18 protein-coding genes are annotated in these 21,998 nt (G+C 65.5%); 3 read left to right on the top strand and 15 right to left on the bottom strand.

Going from position 1 to position 21,998, the window contains the following annotated elements:
- Positions 1 to 10 precede the first annotated feature (10 nt).
- The 12 genes from XH91_RS22520 to XH91_RS22465 all read right to left on the bottom strand — a co-directional run bounded on the left by XH91_RS22520 (position 11) and on the right by XH91_RS22465 (position 13,466).
- On the bottom strand, positions 11 to 487 hold the full coding sequence (locus XH91_RS22520; protein ID WP_128952607.1) for a (2Fe-2S)-binding protein: 477 nt from the start codon (positions 485 to 487) through the stop codon (positions 11 to 13).
- Positions 488 to 493: 6 nt separating this feature from the next.
- Positions 494 to 1,312 carry an FAD binding domain-containing protein gene (locus XH91_RS22515; protein WP_128952606.1) on the bottom strand — a complete coding sequence of 273 codons (819 nt, stop codon included), beginning with the start codon at positions 1,310 to 1,312 and terminating at the stop codon, positions 494 to 496.
- Complete coding sequence (locus tag XH91_RS22510) at positions 1,313 to 1,756, bottom strand: SRPBCC family protein (protein WP_128952605.1); 444 nt, start codon at positions 1,754 to 1,756, stop codon at positions 1,313 to 1,315.
- A gap of 5 nt (positions 1,757 to 1,761) precedes the next feature.
- Positions 1,762 to 2,199 carry an SRPBCC family protein gene (locus XH91_RS22505; protein ID WP_015686997.1) on the bottom strand — a complete coding sequence of 146 codons (438 nt, stop codon included), beginning with the start codon at positions 2,197 to 2,199 and terminating at the stop codon, positions 1,762 to 1,764.
- Positions 2,200 to 2,209: 10 nt separating this feature from the next.
- Positions 2,210 to 5,113: a flotillin family protein gene (locus tag XH91_RS22500; RefSeq protein WP_128952604.1), complete on the bottom strand. Its 2,904-nt coding sequence runs from the start codon at positions 5,111 to 5,113 to the stop codon at positions 2,210 to 2,212.
- A 26-nt stretch (positions 5,114 to 5,139) separates the two neighbouring features.
- Complete coding sequence (locus XH91_RS22495; RefSeq protein WP_128952603.1) at positions 5,140 to 5,973, bottom strand: phosphoenolpyruvate hydrolase family protein; 834 nt, start codon at positions 5,971 to 5,973, stop codon at positions 5,140 to 5,142.
- A 3-nt stretch (positions 5,974 to 5,976) separates the two neighbouring features.
- A complete protein-coding gene (locus XH91_RS22490; RefSeq protein ID WP_128952602.1) occupies positions 5,977 to 8,193 on the bottom strand; it encodes an ABC transporter permease in 2,217 nt (738 codons plus the stop codon).
- Entirely contained in the window at positions 8,186 to 8,968 is a 783-nt protein-coding gene (locus tag XH91_RS22485; RefSeq protein ID WP_128952601.1) for an ABC transporter ATP-binding protein, read from the bottom strand. The genes XH91_RS22490 and XH91_RS22485 overlap by 8 nt, the downstream gene beginning before the upstream one ends.
- The gene (locus XH91_RS22480; protein WP_128952600.1) at positions 8,961 to 10,049 is read right to left on the bottom strand and encodes a branched-chain amino acid ABC transporter permease; all 1,089 of its coding nucleotides are present in this window, start codon (positions 10,047 to 10,049) and stop codon (positions 8,961 to 8,963) included. The genes XH91_RS22485 and XH91_RS22480 overlap by 8 nt, the downstream gene beginning before the upstream one ends.
- A gap of 1 nt (position 10,050) precedes the next feature.
- Positions 10,051 to 11,061, bottom strand: coding sequence for a branched-chain amino acid ABC transporter permease (locus tag XH91_RS22475; RefSeq protein ID WP_128952599.1), 1,011 nt, complete (start codon positions 11,059 to 11,061; stop codon positions 10,051 to 10,053).
- A gap of 196 nt (positions 11,062 to 11,257) precedes the next feature.
- The gene (locus XH91_RS22470) at positions 11,258 to 12,085 is read right to left on the bottom strand and encodes an AraC family transcriptional regulator (RefSeq protein WP_128952598.1); all 828 of its coding nucleotides are present in this window, start codon (positions 12,083 to 12,085) and stop codon (positions 11,258 to 11,260) included.
- 130 nt (positions 12,086 to 12,215) lie between these two features.
- On the bottom strand, positions 12,216 to 13,466 hold the full coding sequence (locus tag XH91_RS22465; protein ID WP_128952597.1) for an ABC transporter substrate-binding protein: 1,251 nt from the start codon (positions 13,464 to 13,466) through the stop codon (positions 12,216 to 12,218).
- 397 nt (positions 13,467 to 13,863) lie between these two features.
- Between XH91_RS22465 and XH91_RS22460 the strand changes: the two genes are divergently transcribed.
- Positions 13,864 to 16,029, top strand: a complete 2,166-nt coding sequence (locus XH91_RS22460; RefSeq protein WP_128952596.1) for an exonuclease domain-containing protein — start codon at positions 13,864 to 13,866, stop codon at positions 16,027 to 16,029.
- A gap of 24 nt (positions 16,030 to 16,053) precedes the next feature.
- Here XH91_RS22460 and dinB read toward each other — a convergent pair whose 3' ends face one another.
- From dinB to iolG, 3 genes are all read right to left on the bottom strand, one after another.
- A complete protein-coding gene (gene dinB, locus XH91_RS22455; protein ID WP_128952595.1) occupies positions 16,054 to 17,154 on the bottom strand; it encodes a DNA polymerase IV in 1,101 nt (366 codons plus the stop codon).
- A gap of 76 nt (positions 17,155 to 17,230) precedes the next feature.
- A complete protein-coding gene (locus XH91_RS22450; protein ID WP_128952594.1) occupies positions 17,231 to 18,013 on the bottom strand; it encodes an inositol monophosphatase family protein in 783 nt (260 codons plus the stop codon).
- 2 nt (positions 18,014 to 18,015) lie between these two features.
- Positions 18,016 to 19,008 (bottom strand): inositol 2-dehydrogenase, encoded by a 993-nt coding sequence (gene iolG / locus XH91_RS22445; RefSeq protein WP_128952593.1) that lies wholly within the window; start codon positions 19,006 to 19,008, stop codon positions 18,016 to 18,018.
- Positions 19,009 to 19,235: 227 nt separating this feature from the next.
- On the opposite strand from iolG, the gene iolD reads away from it, so the two are divergent.
- On the top strand, positions 19,236 to 21,077 hold the full coding sequence (gene iolD / locus XH91_RS22440) for a 3D-(3,5/4)-trihydroxycyclohexane-1,2-dione acylhydrolase (decyclizing) (RefSeq protein ID WP_128952592.1): 1,842 nt from the start codon (positions 19,236 to 19,238) through the stop codon (positions 21,075 to 21,077).
- A 15-nt stretch (positions 21,078 to 21,092) separates the two neighbouring features.
- The gene (gene iolE, locus XH91_RS22435; protein ID WP_128952591.1) at positions 21,093 to 21,992 is read left to right on the top strand and encodes a myo-inosose-2 dehydratase; all 900 of its coding nucleotides are present in this window, start codon (positions 21,093 to 21,095) and stop codon (positions 21,990 to 21,992) included.
- The last annotated feature ends 6 nt before the right edge of the window (positions 21,993 to 21,998 follow it).

The raw sequence follows: 21,998 nt of genomic DNA, 5'->3' as shown, positions 1-21,998 counted from the left end.
GGCGACGTCCTCAGGCGCTGACCCGGCCGCCAGCGGCGGCCAGGATGGCATTGATGATCGGCTCGTAGCCGGTGCAGCGGCAGATATTTCCGGAGATGGCCTCGATGACCTCGTCGCGGCTTGGCTGTGGATTGCGGTCGAGCAGCGCCTTTGCGGCCATCAGCATGCCCGGCGTGCAGTAGCCGCACTGGGCGGCAAAATTGTCGGCGAAGGCACGCTGGAGCGGATGCAGGTTCGGACCCTGCTTCATCCCGTCGAGCGTTTCAACGAAGCGGCCGGCGACCGTTTCGGCAAGCGTCAGGCAGGAGAGGTGAAGCTCGCCGTCGATGAGCACGCTGCATGTACCGCAGCCACCCTGGCCGCAGCCGAATTTCGGCGTCATGTCGCCGATCAGCTCGCGCAGCGCCACCAAGAGATTGGTGCCGCCATCGACGAAGATCGCGACGTCGCGGCCATTGTGACGAAATTGCAGGGGTATCTTTGACATGTTGGTCTATTCCTGTCCCGACAGCAGGCGGCGCAGATGCACGCCGACGATCTCGCGGCGATACCAGGCGCTGCCGAGTGCGTTGTCGGAGGGTGATGTTCCTTCGGTCGCGGCCGACGCAGCGGCAGCGATGGTCGCCGCGTCCAACGAGCGCCCCTCCAGCGCCCGCTCGGCCGCGCGGGCACGAATTTGCGTCGGAGCCATCGAGCCGAGCGCGATCCGGGCGCCTGCGATCCGGCCGCCGGAGATTGGCAGATGTGCGGCCAGCGTGATGACCGAGCCGCCCTTCGGCTTGATACGCGCGATCTTGCGATAGCGGAACGCTTCGGTGCTCGCCGGTCGCGTGCAGGAGATTGACAGGACCAATGTCCCGGCCTGCCGGTCGCGTGCCTGCAAGAACTCCTCGATTCCGATGTCGCGCGAGCCAAAGCCGCCGGCGACCGCGACGGTCGCGTCGAGCGCCAGCAGCGCGACGGTAAAATCGCCGTACGGATTTGGTGCAAAGAGATTGCCGCCGATCGTTCCCATGTTGCGCACGGCGGGTCCGCCGATCGAACGGGCAGGGGCGTGCAGGAAGCCGAGATCGCGTTCGGCGAGGACCCGCGCGAAGGTGACGCCGGCGCCCAGCTTGATGCGCGGGCCGGAGGCATCGATCCGGGTCAGTGCCTGGTCCTGGGCGCGGACGACGGTCGAGATCGACACATCGCCCTCGTTCAGCGCTCGCATCACTAGCGTGCCGCCGCCAAGATAGCGCGCACTGCGATCCGAGGAGAGCGCTCCGGCTGCCTCGCCGGCGCTGGCAAAAGTCTTCACTGTCACGGCCATTCAGGCGGCCTCCTTCAGATGCCGGCGGATTGCCTCGAACCCGGCCTGGTAAATGTCTTCGGCGACCATGTGGGTGATGCGGTCGCGGTCTTCTGGCCTGGTCGTGAAGCGCGACTCCCAGTGCCAGAAGGTGCGGTCGCCGTCGGTCACCGGCAGCAGGCGGACATGGGCGACGTAGTTGAACATCGGGATCGGCGTATCGAGCAGGCAGTAGCTGAAGCTCTGCTCGAGGTCTGACAGCGCCAGCAATTGCTCGCGCAGCTCGGCGCCGTCCTTCAGCTTGAACCGCCTGATGCAGCCGATCTTGTCGGAGGCGTGCGCGCGTTCGATCGAGGAGGTCGCGACCGCCGGATGCCAACGGTCATGCCCGTTGAAATCGCGCAGCATCGCCCACGCCGTATCGGTCGGTGCGTCCAGGATGGTGCTTTTGACGATATGCGGCACGGATGTCAGCCTCCGAACACGCGCTTCAAGGCGTCGAATCCGCCCTGGAACACGCCACCGCCGATGTTGCCGACGAGCTCGGTCTCGCGCTCCGGGGCGCAGTCGAATTCGGCGGTCCATTCCACAAAGGTCTGGTCGCCGTCGGTGACAGGCGTCAGGCGCAAGGTCGCGACATAGTTCTCGACGCCCATCGGAGATTCCAGGATCGAATAGGTGCAGAACATGTCGTAGTCGGAGAGCCCGAGCAGCTTCTCGCGGATGCGGTCGCCATTGCGCAGGCGAAAGTCGCGCACGCAGCCGATCTTGTCCGAGGGCTCGCCGCCTTCGATGCGACTTTCGGCGATCGCGGGGTGCCAGTTCGGCAGGCCGTTGAAGTCGCGCACGCGCGCCCAGACGCGGTCGTTGCGCGCATTGACGACGGTGGAGACGTAGACGCGGGGCATGGCTCGGACCTCAGCTCTTCTTGCGCGGACCGCGCTCGGCCGACGGTTCGCCGCCGCCCTCGGCCGCCGGCGGGGAGGCCGCAGGCTTGTCGCCGCCGCCGCTCTTGCGCGCGGACTCCTTGATGCCCTGCATGTCGCGAGCTTCGCGGATCAGGCCCGGCATCTTGGCAAGGCTGCCCCCCTCGACGCCGATATCGGAGAGGATGGAGTCGATCAGCGGCGCCTGCACGCGGTAGCGCAGCGCCGAGTCGATCACTTCGTCGGTGGCGCTGCGGCCGCCATTGCCGCCGTTGCCATTGCCGTTGAGGCCGTCGACCTGGAGGATGCGGATGCCCTCGATCTTCTCCATCGGCTTGACGCTCTCGCGTACGATGCCCTCGATCTTGTCGAGCAGCTTTCGGCGGAACAGCGAGTAGCGTGCCTGGTCAGTCAGCACGTTCTCGGCCTCGTTGAGCATCCGCTGCGCCTCGGCCTCGACGGCCGCACGGACACGTTCGGCATCGGCGGCAATGCGGGTTTCCTCCGCCTGTTTCTCGGCGAGCAGCACCTCGACCGTCTTGCGGCGCTTTGCAATTTCGCTCTCGCGCGCGGTAATGACGCGTTCGGTGGCTTCGGTGGCGCGCATCCGCGCTTCCTCCGCCATCGCCTTCGCGGCGGATTCCTCCAGCGACTTCTGATGGATCGCGATCGCCTTCTCCATCAGGACCGTTTCGACCTCCTTCTCGCGGTTGACTTCGAGCTTGCGCAACTCCCGCTCGCGGCCGACACGGGCCTCGTCCAGGCCGCGGTCGGAGGCAATGCGCGCGCGCTCGACCTCCTCGCGGGAGGCAATCTCGGCCTCCTGGAGCGACTGGACGCGGGCGACTTCGAGCTGCTCGATCGCACGGCGGCGCTCGAGCCGGGCGGCTTCCAGTGCCTGCTCGCGCGAGACGTCTGTGGTTTCGACCTCCTTGCGGGCGACGATCTCGGCCTGCCGGACCTGGCGGTCGGCGTCGATCCGTTCGGACTTCTTGGCGGAGAGGGCGATCACGCGGTCTTCGTCGGCGATCTCGATCGCCTTCTTCTGCTCGATATTGAGCACCTCGCGCTTCTTGGACGAGTTGATCCGCTCCGCCTCCAGCGCGAGATCGACCGTGATACGCTGCCGCTCGATCGCATCGCGCCGCTTCAGCTCGGCGGCTTCCAGAATGCCGGTCCGCTCAATCTCCAGCGAACGGGTGTCGCGCTCGGCCTGGATGCGCTCGGCTGCGACCGTCTTCTCCTGGGCGATGCGGGCCGCCTCGATCGCCTCGCGGGAGGCGATATCGGCTTCCTCGACCGCGCGGTTGCGCGCGATCTCGAGCGAGCGGACCCGCTCTTCCTGGGCGATGCGCGAAGCCTCGGTGGTTTCGCGTGCGGAGATGCCGGCGACTTCGAGCATCTGGTTCCGCTCGATCTCCAGTTGCCGCGTGTTCTGCTCGGCGGCGATGCGCTCGGCGGCGAGCGTCCGCTCGCGGGCAATGCGGGCGGCTTCGACCGCACGCTGCGCCTCGATCTCGGCTTCCTGGATGGTGCGAACCTGCTGGATCTCCAGCGCGCGGGTGCGCTCGTCGGAGGAGATGCGTTCGACATTGACGATCAAGGTCTGGGCGATGCGCGCCTTCTCGGTGGTCTCGCGGGCGGCAATCTCGGCCTCGTCGACGGCGCGGGTGCGCTCGATCTCGCGGCGTCGCGTCTCCTCTTCATTGGCGATGCGGGCGTCGGTGACGACGCGGTCCTGCTGGATCCGGGCCTTCTCGATCGCCTCGCGCGCCGCGATCTCGGCTTCCTCCACGGTCCGCATCCGTTCGATCTCGCGCTGGCGGACCTCGCGCTCGGAGGCAATTCGGGTCGTGTCGATCGAGCGCTGGTTGGCGATCCTTGTCTTCTCGATCTCCTCGCGGGCCAGCAGCTCCTTCTCTTCGATGGTGCGGGTGCGCTCGATCTCCTTCTGGCGGGTCTCCCGCTCGGAGGCGATGCGGGCTTCCGCAATCGCCTGCTCGTTGGCGATCCGCGAGCGCTCGATGGCCTCGCGCGCGGAGATCTGGGCCTGTTCGGCCTCGGTCTCGCGCAGCGCACGCTCGCGGGCGACTTCCGTGCGCTGGAGCGCGCGGCGCATCTCGATGTCGCGCTCCTGCTCCAGCCGCGCGGTTTCGCTTTCGCGCTCGATTTCGAGCGCCTGCCGCTCGGCTTCCAGATTGCGGGTGCGGATCTTGATCATCGAGTCCTGCTCGATGTCGTTGCGCAGCTTGCGCCTCGCTTCGATGTCCTCCATCAGCCGGGTCAAGCCTTCGGCATCGAAGCGGTTCGAGGGGTTGAAGAATTCGAGATCGGTCTGGTCGAGATCGGTGATGGCGACGGATTCGAGCTCGAGGCCGTTCTGCGCGAGCGCCTCTGCCGCGTTGGTCTTGACCCGTGCGACATAGTCGCCGCGCTGTTCGTGCATTTCCTCCATGGTCATTTCGGAGGCGACCGAGCGGATCGCCGAGATGAACTTGCCGGCCAGCAGCGCGTGGAGCTGTTCGGGCTCCATGGTGCGGCGGCCGAGCGTGGCGGCGGCGATCGAGACGGCTTCGCGCGTCGGCTGCACCCGGACATAGAAGTCGGCCTCGATGTCGACACGCATGCGGTCGCGGGTGATCACGGCGTCCTGCCGCGAGCGCACGATGCCCATCGGCAGCACGTTCATGTTCACGGGTGTGTAGTCGTGAATGAACGGAAGCACGAACGCGCCGCCGTTGATCACCACGCGTTCGCCCAGGAAACCGGTCCGGACAAACGACACCTCCTTGGAGGAGCGATGGTAAAGCCAGTTGACGATGTAGACGCCGACCACGATCACGATGATCGCGACGATCAGCCAGAGGATGAGCTCGCCGACCAGGATCCCTGACATGTTTCCCTCCCTCGATCTTGCAGGCGTTACGGCGCGCCGATCGCCTTGAATTTGCGAACCTGTTCCGTCAAAGCCCGCTCCACCGGCAGCCGCTCCATCGAGGACGCGCCGTAGAAGCCGTGGCAGTAACGGGTGTTCTTCATGATGAAATCGGCATCCGCGGGATCGGCGATCGGGCCGCCATGAGCGAGCACCAGGATGTCCGGATTGACGCTGAGTGCCGCCGACGCCCAGGTGTCGACGCGCGCCGGGCAATCTTTCAACTTCAGTGCTGTCTGCGCGCCGATCGTGCCGCCGGTGGTGAGGCCGAGATGGCAGACGATGATGTCGGCGCCGGCGATCGCCATCGCCGCCGCTTCCTTCTCGCTGAACACATAGGGCGTCGTCAGCAAATCCTTCTCGCGCGCCTTCGCGATCATGTCGATCTCCAGCGCGTAGGACATGCCGGTTTCTTCGAGATTGGCGCGGAAGATGCCGTCGATCAGGCCGACGGTCGGAAAGTTCTGCACGCCGGCAAAGCCGAGTGTCTTGAGCTGGTCGAGGAATACATCCATGTCGCGGAACGGGTCGGTACCGTTCACGCCCGCGAGCACCGGTGTCCTGCTGACCACGGGCAGCACTTCGCCGGCCATTTCCACCACGATGGCATTGGCGTCGCCGTAGGGCATCAGCCCCGCAAGCGAGCCGCGACCGGCCATGCGATAGCGACCGGAATTGTAGATCACGATGAGATCGACGCCGCCGGCTTCCTCGCACTTGGCGGAGAGGCCGGTGCCGGCGCCGCCGCCGACGATCGGCTCGCCGCGCTTCGCCATCTCGCGAAAGCGCTTCAGGAGTGCTGCGCGTTCAAACCGGGCCATCGGTCACCTCGCTACTCTCCGGCGTGCCCCGGCGCGTCCGAACAGGGTTCGGAAGGCGCTCACGATGATCGAGGCGAACTCGGGATCGTTGATGTTCTGCTTGACGCGAATGAGTTGCCGGTTGCCGGTCGCACGCACCGTCCGCTCCAGCGTGCGGAACAGGGCAGCGTCGGCCTCGGGGTCCCAGAACGGCTGGCCGCGGGCATCGAGCGCGGAAACGCCACCCTCGGGCAGGAAGAAGCGCACCGGCCCATTCATCTGGTTCAGCCGTTCGCCGATCCAGCGACCCATGCGCTCGTTCTCCTCCACTGTCGTCCGCATCAAGGTCACTTGCGGATTGTGGACGTGGAATTTGCGGCCGCGATAGCGCTCGGGGATGGTATCGGGCGCGCCGAAATTGACCATGTCGAGCGCGCCGACCGAGCCGACATAGGGCAGGCGGGTGCGGATAACGGCGCCGAAGCGATCCTCCGTGGCCGGAAACACGCCGCCCATCAGGAGATCGCAGATTTCGGTGGTGGTGAGATCGATCACGCCCGCAAGCTGACCGGAATCGACCAGCTTCTCCATGGAGCGCCCGCCGACGCCGGTGGCGTGAAAGACAAGGCATTCGAAATCGTCGCGCAGATCGGCCGCGATCTTCTGCACCGCGGGCGTGGTGACGCCGAACATGGTGATGCCGATCGACGGCAATGCGGCACTGGTGGCACGCTCCTTCGCTTCGCGCTGGTCGAGCCGCGCCTTGACCATCCCGGCGATGGCATTGGCGCCGTTCGACAGCACGGCGCGCGAGATCGAATTGAGCCCCTGCACGTCGGTGACCGAATACATCATGGTGATGTCGGCAGGACCGACATAGGGTGCGACGTCGCCCGAGGCGACCGAGGAGATGATCAGTTTTGGCACGCCGACGGGGAGGGTGCGCATAGCAGGGGCGACCAGCGATGCCGCTCCCGAGCCGCCGGCCGAAATGACGCCGGCGATGTTGCCCTGGCGCTTGATCCAGTTGGCGAACGCGTCCGCCATCGCGGTCACAGCGGCGCCGCGATCCGGGCCGAACACGGCCGGGCCGCCGCGGCCATGGTTCAGGGCGATCTCCTGCGCGGAGACGTCGCAGGTCGCATGCTTGCCGCTGGTGGAGACGTCCACCAGCCGCGTGCGCAGGCCGCTTTCGGCGATGATGTCGCGGATGAAACGCAACTCGGTGCCCTTGGTGTCGAGCGTGCCGACGACCAGAACAACAGGCGGACCCGAGGTCTGCGCCGTCACCGGCTCGCGCTTGCGCCGCGTGGTGTCGTCGAGACGCGAAACCTGCGTCGATAGCGTCCGCGCCGCCGCCTCGATGCGCGCGATCGGAACCGGCTGGGACCAGCGCGTCGGCGGAGTGGGGTTGGAGATATAGATCCGGATCGGGCCACTGGTGCGCGCGGGCTGAGCGGCCGGCTTGGTTTCGCCGCCAACGGACGGCACGTCGATGTCGGGTTCCAACTCGGCGTGCAGTCCGACGCCGAGTAGGCGCTGCTGCAGCTCTCGGTCGGCGGACAGCCGAGCTGAATCGATGATGCGATTGATGCGGCCGTTGACCATGATCGCGACATTGCGCGAGATCGCGGTGGCGACGCCGATATTCTGCTCGATCACGAGCACGGACATGTCGCCGTCCTCGCCGAGCTGGAGCAGCATCTCCTCGACCTGGGCGACGATGACGGGTGCAAGCCCCTCGGTCGGCTCGTCCATGATCAGCAATTGCGGATTGGTGAGCAGCGCGCGCGAGATCGCGAGCATCTGCTGCTCGCCGCCCGAGAGCTGGCCGCCGCCATGGTTCTTGCGCTCGGCGAGCCGCGGAAAGGTGTCGTAGATGCGCTCGACCGTCCAGGCGCCCGAACGCATCCCGCCGGCGAGCCGCAGATGTTCGTCGACGCTGAGCGAGCGCCAGAGCCGGCGCCCCTGTGGCACGTAGCCGACGCCGAGCCGCGCGATGGTCGCGGGCGGTCGCCGCGTGATGTCCTCGCCGCGGACGCGGATCGAGCCGCCGCTGACAGGCACCAGGCCCATGATGGCCTTGCACAGTGTGGTCTTGCCCATGCCGTTGCGGCCGACCACGGAGAACACGCCGGCATCGAGTGTGAGGTCGACGCCCTGCAGCGCGTGCGAATGGCCGTAATAGACGTCGAGGCCGCGGACCTCGAGCGCTGCGGCAGAGCGGCGAGCCTCATTCATGGCCGCCTCCGAGATAAAGCTCCTGCACCTCGGGGTCGGACTGGATTTCTTCCGGCACGCCTTCCTTGAAGATGCGGCCGTTGTGCATCATCGTCACGCTCTCGACGACGCGTAGCGCCACGTCCATGTCGTGCTCGATGATGATGTAACCAATATGCGCTGGCAGCGAGGTCAGGATCTCGACCAGTTCGGCCCGTTCGGTCGGCGACAGGCCGGCGGCCGGCTCGTCGAACAGCACGAAGCGGGGAGCGCCCGCGAGCGCCAGCGCGATCTCGAGCTGGCGCTGCTGGCCGTGCGCGAGCTCGGCGACGCGCTGGTCTTTCACGGCGCTCAGATGCACGGCCTGCACCAGATTGTCGGCCGCATGCATCAGCGCATCGTTCTGGCCGGGCCGCAGGAACGAGAAGCGTCCACGCGAGACGCCGCGGCAGGCGAGGTAGACATTGTCCTGCACGGTGAGGCCGGGGAACAGCGCGGAGATTTGGTAGGTCCGCCTCAGGCCGCGGCGGATACGCTCATAGGGCGGGAAGTGCGTGACGTCCTCGCCGAAGAAGCGGATGGTGCCTGATGTCGGCGGGAAGTCGCCGGTGATGCAGTTGAACAGCGTGGTCTTGCCGGCGCCATTGGAGCCGAGTACGGCGCGCCGCTCGCCGGGGCGCACGGTGATGGTGACGTCGGTCAGCGCCGCGAGCGCGCCGAACAGCCGGGTGACGCCGCGCAGCTCCAGCGCTGCACCGGCACCGACGGCGGAGAGGCGCTGGGCGACGCTATCCATGGCCGCGCCCTACGCCCGGGCGATCCGACTGTGGACGATGGCTCCGCCGCCAGCGCTGCCACAGGCCGATCACGCCATCCGACGACCAGAACACGATGGCGAGGAAGCCGAGCCCGATCAGCAGCCGGAAACGGTTGCCGTCGAGCCCGATCTTGACCAGGAAGTCGAGCGCGAAGGTGCGCAGCAGGACGAACACCAGCGCGCCGATATAAGGACCGATCGGGCGGGTGATGCCGCCGACGATGGCGATGATGAGGATATCGATGCAGGCGCCGACGCTGACCGAGCCCGGCGAGATCTGCCTGTAGTTCCAGACCTGGAGCACGCCGGCGAGGCCAGCGATGAACGAGGCCACCGCATAGGCGGCGACCCGGTGGGCGTTGACGTTGAAGCCGAGCGCGGCCATGCGGCGCGGATTGTCGCGGACGCCCTGCAGCGCCAGGCCGAACGGCGCGCGGGAGATGTAGTCGACGGCGAAATAGCAGAGCGCGGCGACCACGAGCACGACATAGTAGAACGGAACGTCCGCCCGCCAATCGACGCCCCAGAAATGCGGCGTCGCGACGTTGTTGATGCCGGTATGGCCGTTGAAGATCGCCCAGTTCTGGTTGGTGAAGTAGTAGAACGCAGCGCCGATCGCGAGCGTGATCATGATGGTGTAGATGCCCTCGGTGCGCACCGCGAGCGCACCGCCCAGCGTGCCGAAGATCGTGGCCAGCGTCAGTGCCATCGGCACCGCCAGCCACCACGGCCAGCCCAGGCTGATATTGGCGTTGTCGCTGGTGCCGAACACCGCGACCATGTAGGCGCAGAAGCCCGCGATGGTGAGCTGCATCAGGCTGACCATGCCGCCATAGCCGGCCAGGAACATCAGGCTGAGCGCGATGGTGCCGAGCATCAAGGTGGTTGCGAAGATTTCGATCAGGAAGAAGCCGTTGGCGATCAGCGGCATGATCAGCAGGATGATCGCGACGATCCAGGCTGCGGGATTGTTGAGGTCGGGCCAGCCGCGCGCTGCCTGTCGCGGCGCCGCCGAGGCGGGGCTGCGGATCTGAATGCGCGCATCGTGAGTGACGGACATGTCAGCGCCTCGCCAGCAGGCCTTGCGGCCGAAGCGCCAGCACCAGCACCATGATCAGGAAGGTCACGACGATGGCGTAGGTCGGGATGTAGACCGAGCCGAGCTGCTCGGCGAGGCCGATGATGAGCGCGCCGAGCGCAGCACCGGGGATCGAACCCATGCCGCCGACGATCACGACGACGAGGGAGGCGAGGAGAAAGCGGATGTCTTCGCCGGGCGACAGTGACTGGAAGGTTCCGCCGACCACGCCCGCGATCCCGGCAAGGCCGGCGCCGAGCGCGAACACCAGCACGAACACGATCTGAATGCGTACGCCGGTCGCGGCAAGAATGTCGCGGTCGTCGACACCGGCGCGGATGATCATGCCGATGCGGGTGCGATTGAGCGCGAGCCACATCGCGAAGCCGATGATCACGGAGGCCAGGAAGATCACGAGCCGCACCAGCGGATAGCGCAAATAGACCGGCTCGCCCGAGGATTTCACCGCGGTGATCAGCGGCAGTTCGATCGGGCCGATCAGCCAGTTCGGGGTCTGGATTTGGTAGAAGTCGCCGCCGCAGGCCCACAGCATCAGATCGGCGAACACGATCGAAAGCCCGATCGTCACCATGGTCTGGCGCAGATCCTGGCCCTCCATGCGGCGGAACACGAGCACCTGAAGCAGCACGCCGACCAACGCCGTCAGGATGAAGGCAACGATGAAGGAGAGGATCCAGGAGCCTGTCGAGGCGCTGATGGCGTAGCCGACATAGCCGCCGAACAGATAGAGCGAGCCGTGCGCGAGGTTGACGTTGCGCATCAGGCCGAAGATCAACGTGAAACCGCTGGCGACGAGGAAATAGAGGCCGCCGAGCGTGATGCCGTTGAAGAGCGCGTTGAGGAAGACCCGCTTGCGGCCGATCGCGTCTTCAAGCCCGGGCGGCCAGACCGCGAAGATCAGCCACAGCACGACTGCGACCGCGATGATGACGATCAGCGCCCAGGCTGGATGACGCTCGACAAAGCGCGTCATGGCGTCGCCTCGCTCCGCCTGCGACGGGCGCCATCACACTTCCGATGCAGGTCGGACAGCCCTGTGCAGGCTGCGTACCACGCCATGGATTTGCGTCCTCCCCGGACATGCGATCCTCTTGCCGGGATCGCGTTCCGCCCATCCTAATGGGACGGCGAGAGAGGCACTTGATCGTGAGTATCTTTTCGCGCGTCCGTCAGCCGCGCAAAACCTTGGCCGCGCGGCGATAATCGGTCGGCGCCATCCCGACATTGGCGGCGAAGAAGCGGGTGAAGCCGCTTTGCGAGGAGAAGCCGAGGTCGAAGCCGATATCGGCGATCGGCGCTTCGCTCGCCACCAGCGCTTCCAGCGCCTGCTCCATCATCAGGGTGTTGAGATAGAGGTGCGGCGTGACGCCGGTCTGGGTGCGGAACAGCCGGTAGAAATGCGGCCGCGACAGGCCGGATTCGCGCGCGATGGTGTCGAGCTCGATCTCCGCGCCGGGGCTCTCCGACATCATCTTGATGCACTTGCGCACGCGAAAATCGGTAATGGAGCCATTCGCGCGCAGATCGGGCGCGGTCTTGGCCTGCTGCCAGCTTTCGTCGTAGCAGATGTCGATGAGCCGTCGCAGCTCGCCATCGAGGCTGCTCAAGGAGGGTGCGCCGCAAACAAGAGCGGCGGCATGCCTGATCTGCTTGTCAAGCGCAAGCGATCGCGCGAACTGGGTTCGGCCGAAGCGGAGGCGGTCGGCGCCGGGCGCGTCTGGCGCGAACCATTCCGGATTGACATAGAGCACGAAGAAGACGGCGCCGCCGTCGAGGTCGGTAGGAAGGAAATTGTGCGGCTCCCACGGATTGACCGCGACGACGGAGCCCTCGGTGAGCTCGTAGCGTCCGTCGTTGACATCAATGCATGCGGATCGCCCGCCGACATGGAAGATCAAATGACCTTCGCGATGCGCGTGGATATTGAAGGGGCGGTTCAACTGATAGACCGTCGCCCGGCCGAAACGGCCGTGGAAGACGGCGAGCGCCCGGCTCATGCCTTCCCTCCCGGAAGCATTTGTCTTTTTTGATAGCGTTCAACAACCGGGGAGAGAATGCAAGAGTGCGCGTGTCGCGCCTTTTGCAAATCTCTCCCCGGTCAGTCATCGCGTCGCCGATGCGACTACGTCAGTACTTCTTACATTCCGGTACTGTACGACTGGGCAAACCGATCTTGGCGAACACCGCGGGGTCGTAGCCCAGCGTCTGGTTCACGTTCGGGATCACCTTCACGACCTTCGAGAATAATGCACCCTTGCCGTCATCGACCACTTCGGTGACGAAATTGGTACCGATCGCCTGGCGGTTGGCGTCGAGCTTGATCTTGCCGTTGGGCGCATCGAGCTCGATCTTGGCCAGCGCAGCCTTGTACTTGGACTGGTTGTCGCTGAGATCACCGTTGACCTGACGCAGCGCCAGGATCAGCGCCATGGTCGAGCCGTAATAATTGGTGGCGAGCAGCGACGGGCTCGGGAAGCGCTTGTTCGGCGGGAAGGCGTCCTGATAGTCCTTCACGAACTTCTGCCAACCCGGATCCTCCCAGGTGTCGGCCTGGCCGCTGGCAGCCAGCGTGCCGATCAGAGCGTTCTTGGCATTGCCCTTGGACGACAGGATGGTCTGGTCGATCATGATCGAGCCGCCCATCAGATGCGCCTTGCCGCCGGCTTGCTGGTACTGATTGAGGAAGTTGACGGCATCCGCGCCGCCGAGGCCGAGATAGATCGCATCGACGTCGTCGGGCAGCGCGGCGATCACCGACGCAAAATCCTTGGTGCCGAGCGGCACCCATTGCCGGTTGGTGACCTGCCCGCCCATGCCGCAGAACTCGAGCACGAGGCCGAACACCTGGGTGTAGATGAAGGAATAGTCCTCGCCGACGGTCGCGATCTTGCGATAACCCTTGGTCTCATAGGCGTATTTGCCGAGGCCGACCTGCCACTGCGCGCCGTCCATGTTGTAGCGGAAGAAGTTCGGGGCCGGATCGACATAGGTCGTTTCCTGCGCGCCGGAGGCCGCGTTGATGAAGGTCAGCTCCGGATGGGTCTTTGCGAAGTTCTTGACCGCGATGCCCTCGTCGCCCGACAGCGGCGACAGCAGGATCTGCACCTTGTCCTGCTCGATCAGCTTGCGCACGGCACGCACGGCCGAATCCGGTGTCGCGTCGGTCGAAGCGATGACGAATTCGAGCTCCTTGTCGCCGACCTTCTTGCCGAGCACGTTCAGTGCGGTCTGGAAGCCGCGAATGCCGTCCTCGCCGAGCACCGTGTAGGTGCCTTCGAGGGTGGCGGTGACGCCGACCTTGATCTTTTCCTGCGCAAAGGCGGCGCCTGACATCAGCAGGCTGCTCAACGCAATCAGTCCTAGACTGCCTTTCAACATTGCTCTCCTCCCTGGGCGTTCTTGTCGCTGTTTTTCACCGCACCCTCACGCGTCCGCCGCTCGATGCGACGTGCTTGCAAGGCCAACGGGTCTTCGACGATTTCTTGGGATGAAGGCTAACCGAACTCGGATACGGCGCACGCGTCGGAGCCGTGTACGGCTTAACGGGCAGTCTCATTTTGAATGGTGCGTCGCAAATCGTCCCGCGCTGCAATAGGCGCGCTCACGCGCCCTGGTTGTCGCTGAACGGCGGCCTCGGAATGGGCGCGGGATCGCGAAGTTCCAAGCTTGACACTATCGGGCGAAAAGAACAGAAGTCGAACATGAACATCAAGGAATCACGGGGAACTTCGATCAGAGCGGGATCGCGCGACGCCGCGCCGAGAGCGAAGCGCCGATGACGCTGCCTGTCCTGCCGGTCTACTATTATCACGACCACTTCACGGAGATGCTCAGCTTCGTGTGCGAGAGCTACGGTCCGGTGCTGGCCGACAGGCATCGGGCATTTGTCGCTCGCTTCTCCTCGCTGTCGAAGGACGCCCAGTGCCTGTTCATCCGGATGGTCAACCGGAACGGCACGGTCTTCAATCCCTCCACGTTCAAATACGCCGAGATCGCCGATCCCATCGGCGCGTTGGGGGAGCTTGGCATCGCCGGTTATGTTCGAGGCCTGAGCGAGCAGGATTACGCTGCGTTCCTGGCGTGCCTTGCAAAGCCCGATCTGTTCGACGGCGCAAAGGCAGCCGGCATGAGCGATGTCAGGGCCTCGTGGCCGAAGGCCAAGCTGTCGGAGTATTGTCTCGCCAACCTGTCGTTCGGCACGGCCTTCCAGCACTTTGGTGGTGGGGCCTTCATCGCGCTCGGCGACACCGAGCCGCTGGAGTTCCTGCTCTATCTCTATTTCGGCAAGACAGAGAACAATCTCAAGAATTTCGCGCTGCGCGACCTCGGCATCCTGCGCACCAACGACCAGGCGGATTTCAGCGCCCGGTTTGCCGACGCGGACGAGGCGAGGGCCTGCTTCCACTACGCGCGCCTGCTGCGCCACCTCGAGGCCAAATCCGACGAGGTATATCGCAAGTCCGTTGCCGACATTCTCGGCGGTCCTGCCTGCCCGACGGATTACGCCGTGGATCTGCGCAGCCGCGCGGCCCACAAAGCGGGTCTGCACTTCGAGAAGAAGGGCGAGGCCGCGCTCGCGGTGCAGCTTTATCGCGCCGGATCCTCGGCCGAATGCAATGAGCGTGTCGCCCGGCTGCTCTACGCGGAAGGCGACAAGGACGCCGCCGAGGAACTGTTGCGGCGCATGATCGATGATCCCGCCAGCGACGACGAGTTCGTCTTCGCAAGCGATTTCTATGCCCGGAAGTTCGATGGGCGCCGGACCGGCTTGTGCACCGCGTTACTGCGGGCTGGACGAACGCTCCGGGTGGACGACACCTGGCGCGGCAGCCCGGAGGCCGGCATTGCGGGCGTCTTGCGCCGGCAGGGCCTCGAGGTCTTCCACGCCGAAAACACGCTCTGGCACTGCCTGTTCGGATTGCTGTTCTGGGACGAGCTGTTCGAATCCGGACAGCTGCACAGCGGCTTCGATTGGATGCCGCACTGCCTGAAGGACAAAACCTTTGCGCAGATGTTCTCGCCTCAAATCGAGGCGAAGCTGGCGGCCGTCGCGTCGCGCTCCGCGCTGCCCCAGATCCTGCGTATCGTCGCTGCGAAATGGGGCAAGCCGAATGGCGTGTTCGCCTGGGACCATGTCGATATGGATGCACTCCGCGCGCTGCTTGCGGGCACCAGTGCTGATGGCCTCGCCACGATGCTCCGTCTGATGTGCGAGGACTATCGCGCGATGCGCGATGGCTTCCCCGATCTCATGCTTGTGGCTGATGGTGCCGTCTCGTTCATGGAAGTGAAGGCCGAGGGTGACGTCATCAGGCGCAACCAGCTGACGCGGCTTCGCCAGCTCGGCAACGCCGGTATCCCTGCCGAGATCGGCCGCGCCGATTTCCGTTTTGATCCGGACCAGGACTATGTCGTCGTGGACATCGAGACCACCGGCGGCTGGACCGGCGGGGATCGCATCACCGAGATCGGTGCCGTCAAGATCCGCAATCACGAGGTCGTGGCCGAGTGGCATTCGCTGATCAATCCCCAGCGATCGATCCCGGCCAAGATCGTCGCGTTGACCGGCATCACCAACGAGATGGTGCGCAATGCGCCGTTGTTCGCGGAGGTCGCCGACAGCTTCATGCAGTTCATGGCTGATGGCGTTTTCGTCGCCCACAACGTCAATTTCGACTACGGCTTCATTGCCGCGGAATACGAGCGCCTCGAACGCCGCTTCCGCTTTCCAAAGCTCTGCACCTGCGCGAGCATGCGTCGGCATTACCCGGGTCATAAGTCTTACGGGCTTGGTAAGCTCACCCGGGCCTACAATATCGAGCTGAAGGACCACCACCGTGCTCTGTGCGACGCCCGCGCGGCCGCGCATCTTCTCAATTTGATCAATGCGAAGCGCGACGAGAGCGGGAGCGGGAGCAGGGCGGAAGAGATCGCGGCGTGATCCTTCGAATCCCCGGCGCCTGGATCAAATTTCCAACGTCAGTTGCGGCTCGGCATCGTCTCCGACCTGGAGCGATGACAGCGAGACGCCCAGCAGCCTGACCCGTTTGGGCAGGGGCATCTCGACCTCGAGCAGGCCGCAGGCAAGGCGCTCCAGCTCGTCCCGTGCTGCGACCGCTGCGAGCACGGATCTGCTGCGCGTGATGATCTCGAAGTCGGCGAACTTGATCTTCAAGGTCACGGTGCGGCCCCGGCTGCCCGATGTCTCGCAGTGGCGCCAGACCTTGTCGACGAGCGGACGAAGCTCGACGACAAGCGCGTCGAAATCGGAAAGATCGGTCGAGAACGTGGTCTCGGCACCGATCGACTTGCGGATCCGGTTGGCCCGCACCGGTCTTTCATCGACACCGCGCGATATCCAATAGTAATAGGCGCCCGACTTGCCGAAATTCGCGTTCATGAATTCGAGCGTCTGGTTGCGGATGTCGAGACCGGTGAACAGGCCGAGCGCATTCATCTTTGCGCTGGTCGCCGGTCCGATCCCGTGGAACTTGCCGACGGGCAGCGTCTCCACGAAGGCGGGCCCCATTTCGGGCGAGATCACGAACTGGCCGTTGGGCTTGCGGTGATCGGAGGCGAGCTTTGCCAGGAACTTGTTGTAGGAGATGCCCGCCGACGCGTTGAGGCCAGTCTCGGCCTTGATCTTCTCGCGGATCCGCAGCGCGACGTCACGGGCAAGCGGGATGCCTTGCAGGTTCTCCGTCACGTCGAGATAGGCCTCGTCGAGCGACAGCGGCTCGATGATTTCAGTATGCTCGGCAAAAATCTCACGGATCTGCCGGCTGATCGCCTTGTAGACCTCGAAGCGGGGCTTCACGAAAATCAGGTCGGGACATTGCCGCTTCGCGGTCACCGACGCCATCGCGGACCGAACGCCGAATTTGCGCGCTTCATAGCTTGCGGCTGCGACCACGCCGCGCTCGGCCGAACCACCGACAGCGACGGGCTTGCCGCGCAGCTCGGGATTGTCGCGCTGTTCCACGGATGCGTAAAAGGCATCCATGTCGATATGGATGATCTTGCGAACGCGCGGCGCGTCGCCGTCCACGGCATCGGAGTCGCTCATGCCCGGATGATACAATCGGGCCGTGGGAATCGCGAGGGGCGGCGGTGGCGCGCCTCTACGGCTTCAAAGCAATAGACTAGCTAATCCCGGTGATGTCGTTGAGCTGCGACGCCAGCGCCGGCGTGCAGCACAGGATCGGGTTGCCCTTGCTGATGCCGTCACCGGCGAAGAAGTCGCTGACCCAGCCGCCGGCTTCGCCAACGATCACCATGCCGGCGGCAACGTCCCAGGCGTTGATGTGCAACTCGGCGTAGCCGTCGGTGCGCCCGTTGGCGACGTTGCAGAGGCCCAAAGTGCCGGAGCCGGCGCGCTTGATTGAGCAGCCGGCAGCATAAGCGCGGCTCATCACGTCGAGATAGCGCTGCGAGGGAAGACGGGGCGACCAGCCCAGTTCCAAAGAGGCGCGCCTGATGTCATCGGTATCAGAGACGGCGATCTTCTGCCCGTTCAGCGTCACGCCCTGGCCGCGCTGCGCGACATAGAGCTCGCCCAATGATGGCGCGGCGACGATGCCGATCGTCGGCTCGCGGTTGAGCAGGAAGCCGATGGAGATGCACCAATTGCGATCTCCGCGGGCGAAGTTGGCGGTGCCGTCGATCGGATCGAGGATCCAGACCGCATCGCTGGCCTCGCCGCCGCCTTCCTCGCCGATGACGGTGTCGCCAGGGAAAAGCTCCGACAGCCGCGCACGGAGAAAGTCCTCGACAGTGCCGTCCGCGACGGTGAGCCAGTCCTGCGCACCCTTCATCGTGACGCCGAGGCTTTCCTTGCGGCCGAAATAGTCGAGCGCGATGCGCCCGGCCTCGGCGGCAAGGCCCTGGGCCGCATAGCGGCGCAGCATGAGCTCGGCAGGCGTCATGGTCAGGCGGACCTGATCGCGACGGGGCGGCCGGTGCGGGCCGACTCGGTCGCCGCGTCGGCGAGCATCTGGGCGCGCAGCCCGTCGAGACCGGTCGGCGAGGGCGCCGCCTTGCCGCTACAGGCATCGATGAAGGCCGCGAGCTCGGCGCGATAGGCGGCGGCATAGCGTTCGAGGAAGAAGTTCTGCACCGGATCGGCGCGGAAGCCCTGGCCGGTCGCGATCTCGACCGTCGTTTCGTGGATATTGCCGGCCCTCAGCATGCCCTTCGAGCCGTGCACCTCGATGCGCTGGTCGTAGCCGTAGGTGGCGCGGCGCGAATTCGAGATCTGTGCGATGCGCCCGCTCGCCGTCTTCATGACCACGGCGGCGGTATCGACGTCGCCGGCTTCACCGATGGCCTTGTCCACCAGCGCCGAGCCGAGCGCGAACACCTCGACCGGCTCTTCAGCCAGCAGGAAGCGCGCCATGTCGAAATCATGGATCATCATGTCGCGGAACAGGCCGCCTGAGCGTTTCACATAATCGACCGGCGGCGGCCCGGGATCGCGCGAGATCACGCTGACGATCTCGATCTCGCCGGCCTCACCGCTGCGCAGGCGCTTCTCCAGCGCCGCAAAGTTCGGATCGAAGCGGCGGTTGAAGCCGATCATCAGCGGCTTGCCTGATGTCGCGACCGTGGCCAGGCATCGGCGAATGCGATCCGAATCAAGGTCGACCGGTTTCTCGCAGAACACCGCCTTGCCGGCCGAGACGGCAGCCTCGATCAGGTCGGCATGCGTGTCGGTCGGCGTACAGATCAGGATGGCGTCGATGCCGGCATCGCCGATGATCGCATCCGCAGCGGCCACCTTCGCGCCTGTCGCCTGTGCGAGCGAGGACGCGGCCTCGTTCGAGGCGTCGGCCACCGCGACCAGCCGCGCATCGCCGCGCGCCGCGACATTGAGACCGTGAATGCGCCCGATCCTGCCGGCGCCGAGAAGTCCAAACCGCATTGTCATCATCATTGCTTGACTATTCGAATAAGCATTCCATTCTCTGCGCCGCCCAGTCAAGGTCGGAGCCTGCACTTCGCGATGTCATCAACCGCCGCGCAACATCAGATCAGATCGAACGCCGACACATTCGCGACACAGTTGCGCGAGCACACGCGCTCGGTCAGGACGATGATGGAACATCTCGACGGGCCGGTTCGCGCCTGGCGGTTGAACGGGAGCGAGTGATGGCGACGATCAGGCTCACCATGGCCCAGGCGCTCGTCGCCGCGATGGCCGCGCAAAGGACTGTCATTGACGGGCAGGACCGGCCGCTGTTCGCCGGTGTCTGGGCGATCTTCGGGCATGGCAATGTCGCAGGTCTCGGCGAGGCGCTCTATGCCGTGCGAGACCGTCTGCCGACCTTGCGCGCGCATAACGAGCAGGCGATGGCGCATGCCGCGATCGCCTTCGCCAAGGCTTCGCGCCGCCGGCGCATGATGGCGGTGACGAGCTCGATCGGCCCCGGCGCGACCAATATGGTGACGGCCGCAGCCGTTGCTCACGTCAATCGCGTGCCGGTGTTGCTGCTGCCGGGTGATGTCTTCGCCGGACGCCGTCCCGATCCGGTGCTGCAGCAGATCGAGGATTTCGGCGACGGCACGGTCTCCGCCAATGATTGTTTCCGGCCCGTCTCGCGCTATTTCGATCGCATCACGAGGCCCGAGCAGATCATGCCCGCCTTCGAGCGCGCGATGCAGGTTCTGACCGATGCGGCCGAATGCGGACCCGTGACGCTCGCACTCTGCCAGGACGTGCAGACCGAAGCCTACGACTATCCCGACTGGTTCTTCGCCGAGCGCGTCTGGCAGCCGCGCCGCCCGCGTGCCGACGCGGCGCAAATGGTGCAGGCCGTAGCGCTGCTCAAGAGCGCGAAGCGCCCGCTCGTCGTCGCCGGTGGCGGCATCCTCTATAGTGAGGCGGAAGCTGATCTTGCCGCCTTCTGCATCGCGCACGGCATCCCGGCGGCGGAAACGCAGGCCGGCAAGAGCGCGCTGCCGCACGATCATCAGCTCAATCTCGGCGCGATCGGCGTCACCGGCACCGGCGCGGCCAATGATGCGGCACGGCAGGCCGATCTCGTGCTGGCGATCGGCACCCGCTTGCAGGATTTCACCACCGGCTCGCGCTCGCTGTTCGCCGATCCCGCCTGCCGGATCATCGGCCTCAATACGCAGGCCTTTGATGCCGGCAAGCATCGCGCGCAGCCGCTCGTGGCCGACGCCAAGGTCGGGCTGGCGGAGCTCGGCGCCGCGCTTCAGGGCTGGACGGCACCTTCGGTCTGGACCGGGCAGGCCAAGGCTGGCCGCACGGCCTGGCTGGAAACGGCCGCGCGCTACCTGGCTGCGGGCAACGACACCTTGCCAAGCGACGCCCAGGTCATCGGCGCCGTTCAGCGCCGCAGCCGGCCAAGCGATGTCGTGCTGTGCGCCGCCGGCGGCTTGCCCGGCGAGTTGCACAAGCTCTGGCAGCCCGGCGCGCCCGGCGGCTACCACATGGAATACGGCTATTCCTGCATGGGCTACGAGATCGCGGGCGGGCTCGGCGTCAAGCTCGCCGATCCCACGCGCGAAGTCATCGTGATGGTCGGCGACGGCTCTTATCTGATGATGAACTCCGAAATCGCCACGTCGGTGATGTTGGGTGCGAAGCTCATCATCGTCGTGCTCGACAACCGCGGCTTCGGCTGCATCAATCGCCTCCAGAACGCGACCGGCGGTGCTCCTTTCAACAACCTCTTGCGCGACGCCCGCCACGAGACGCTGCCCGAGATCGATTTCGCAGCCCACGCCGCCGCGATGGGGGCGATCGCGCGCAAGGTCACCGGCATCGCCGAGCTGGAAGCGGCGTTCGAGGAGGCGCGCGGTCACGTCAGGACCAGCGTCGTCGTGATCGACACCGACCCGTTGCGCTCGACCGATGCCGGTGGCCATTGGTGGGAGGTGGCGGTGCCTGAAATCTCGGAGCGCACCGAGGTCGAAGCCGCAAGGCGCGGCTATATCGAGGCGCTCGCGCGTCGCAATATCTGATCGAGTGAGGACGACATGCCTATCCGTATCGGCGCCAACCCCATCGGCTGGTCGAACGACGATCTCCAGGAGATCGGCGGCGACACGCCGCTTCAGACTTGCCTTGCCGAGGCGCGCGAAGCGGGCTTTGAGGGCATGGAGCTCGGTCACAAATTTCCGCGCGAGCCGCAGGCCCTGAAAGCTGCGCTGGCGCCCTTCGCCATGGCCTGCATCTCCGGCTGGTATTCGGCGGAGCTCCTGAAGCGCGATGCCGATGCGGAGATGCGGCATCTGCGCCCGCATCTCGATCTTCTCAAGGCGATGGGATCGTCAGTGCTCGTGTTCGCCGAGACCTCGAATGCGATCCATGGCGATCGCGGCAAGCCGCTATCACAGCGGCCGGTGATGAAGTCGGGCGACTGGGCCGAGTTCGGCCGCCGCATCACTGAAGTCGCGGAGCGTACGCTCGCCGAGGGCGTCAGGCTGGTCTATCATCATCACATCGGCACCGTCGTCGAAAGCGCTGATGATATCGACGCCTTCATGGCGTCGACCGGCGACGCCGCTCATCTCCTGCTCGACACCGGCCATGCCACCTGGGGCGGCGCCGATCCGGCCGCGCTCGCCCGAAAATACCGCGCCCGCATCAGCCATGTCCACGCCAAGGACGTGCGTCAGGCGGTGATGGAGCAGGCGCGGCGCGAGGACTGGAGCTTCCTCGATGCGGTGCTGGGGCAGGGCAGCGCGCTCGGTGTCTACACCGTGCCCGGCGACGGCATGGTCGATTACCCCGCCGTCTTCCGCGAGCTCAAGGGCTATTCCGGCTGGATCGTGGTCGAGGCGGAGCAGGACCCGCAGAAGGCACACCCGCTGACCTATGCCAGGAAGGGTGTTGCCCATCTGAGGCAGAGCCTGAAGGTGGCCGGGCTCGCCTGATTGCCC

It is taken from the genome of Bradyrhizobium guangzhouense, assembly GCF_004114955.1.
GTDB classification, from domain to species: domain Bacteria; phylum Pseudomonadota; class Alphaproteobacteria; order Rhizobiales; family Xanthobacteraceae; genus Bradyrhizobium; species Bradyrhizobium guangzhouense.
Note: the sequence above shows the minus strand (reverse complement) of the source record. Positions and strands in the feature narration are given on the sequence as shown.

Coding starts and splice junctions, on each gene's coding strand:
- XH91_RS22520 (WP_128952607.1), bottom strand. CDS start 487: ATGTCAAAGATACCCCTGCAATTTCGTCACAATGGCCGCGACGTCGCG.
- iolE (WP_128952591.1), top strand. CDS start 21,093: ATGCCTATCCGTATCGGCGCCAACCCCATCGGCTGGTCGAACGACGAT.
- XH91_RS22505 (WP_015686997.1), bottom strand. CDS start 2,199: ATGCCCCGCGTCTACGTCTCCACCGTCGTCAATGCGCGCAACGACCGC.
- XH91_RS22500 (WP_128952604.1), bottom strand. CDS start 5,113: ATGTCAGGGATCCTGGTCGGCGAGCTCATCCTCTGGCTGATCGTCGCG.
- dinB (WP_128952595.1), bottom strand. CDS start 17,154: ATGAGCGACTCCGATGCCGTGGACGGCGACGCGCCGCGCGTTCGCAAG.
- XH91_RS22460 (WP_128952596.1), top strand. CDS start 13,864: ATGACGCTGCCTGTCCTGCCGGTCTACTATTATCACGACCACTTCACG.
- iolD (WP_128952592.1), top strand. CDS start 19,236: ATGGCGACGATCAGGCTCACCATGGCCCAGGCGCTCGTCGCCGCGATG.
- XH91_RS22475 (WP_128952599.1), bottom strand. CDS start 11,061: ATGACGCGCTTTGTCGAGCGTCATCCAGCCTGGGCGCTGATCGTCATC.
- XH91_RS22495 (WP_128952603.1), bottom strand. CDS start 5,973: ATGGCCCGGTTTGAACGCGCAGCACTCCTGAAGCGCTTTCGCGAGATG.
- XH91_RS22470 (WP_128952598.1), bottom strand. CDS start 12,085: ATGAGCCGGGCGCTCGCCGTCTTCCACGGCCGTTTCGGCCGGGCGACG.
- XH91_RS22480 (WP_128952600.1), bottom strand. CDS start 10,049: ATGTCCGTCACTCACGATGCGCGCATTCAGATCCGCAGCCCCGCCTCG.
- XH91_RS22485 (WP_128952601.1), bottom strand. CDS start 8,968: ATGGATAGCGTCGCCCAGCGCCTCTCCGCCGTCGGTGCCGGTGCAGCG.
- XH91_RS22490 (WP_128952602.1), bottom strand. CDS start 8,193: ATGAATGAGGCTCGCCGCTCTGCCGCAGCGCTCGAGGTCCGCGGCCTC.
- XH91_RS22465 (WP_128952597.1), bottom strand. CDS start 13,466: ATGTTGAAAGGCAGTCTAGGACTGATTGCGTTGAGCAGCCTGCTGATG.
- XH91_RS22515 (WP_128952606.1), bottom strand. CDS start 1,312: ATGGCCGTGACAGTGAAGACTTTTGCCAGCGCCGGCGAGGCAGCCGGA.
- iolG (WP_128952593.1), bottom strand. CDS start 19,008: ATGCGGTTTGGACTTCTCGGCGCCGGCAGGATCGGGCGCATTCACGGT.
- XH91_RS22450 (WP_128952594.1), bottom strand. CDS start 18,013: ATGACGCCTGCCGAGCTCATGCTGCGCCGCTATGCGGCCCAGGGCCTT.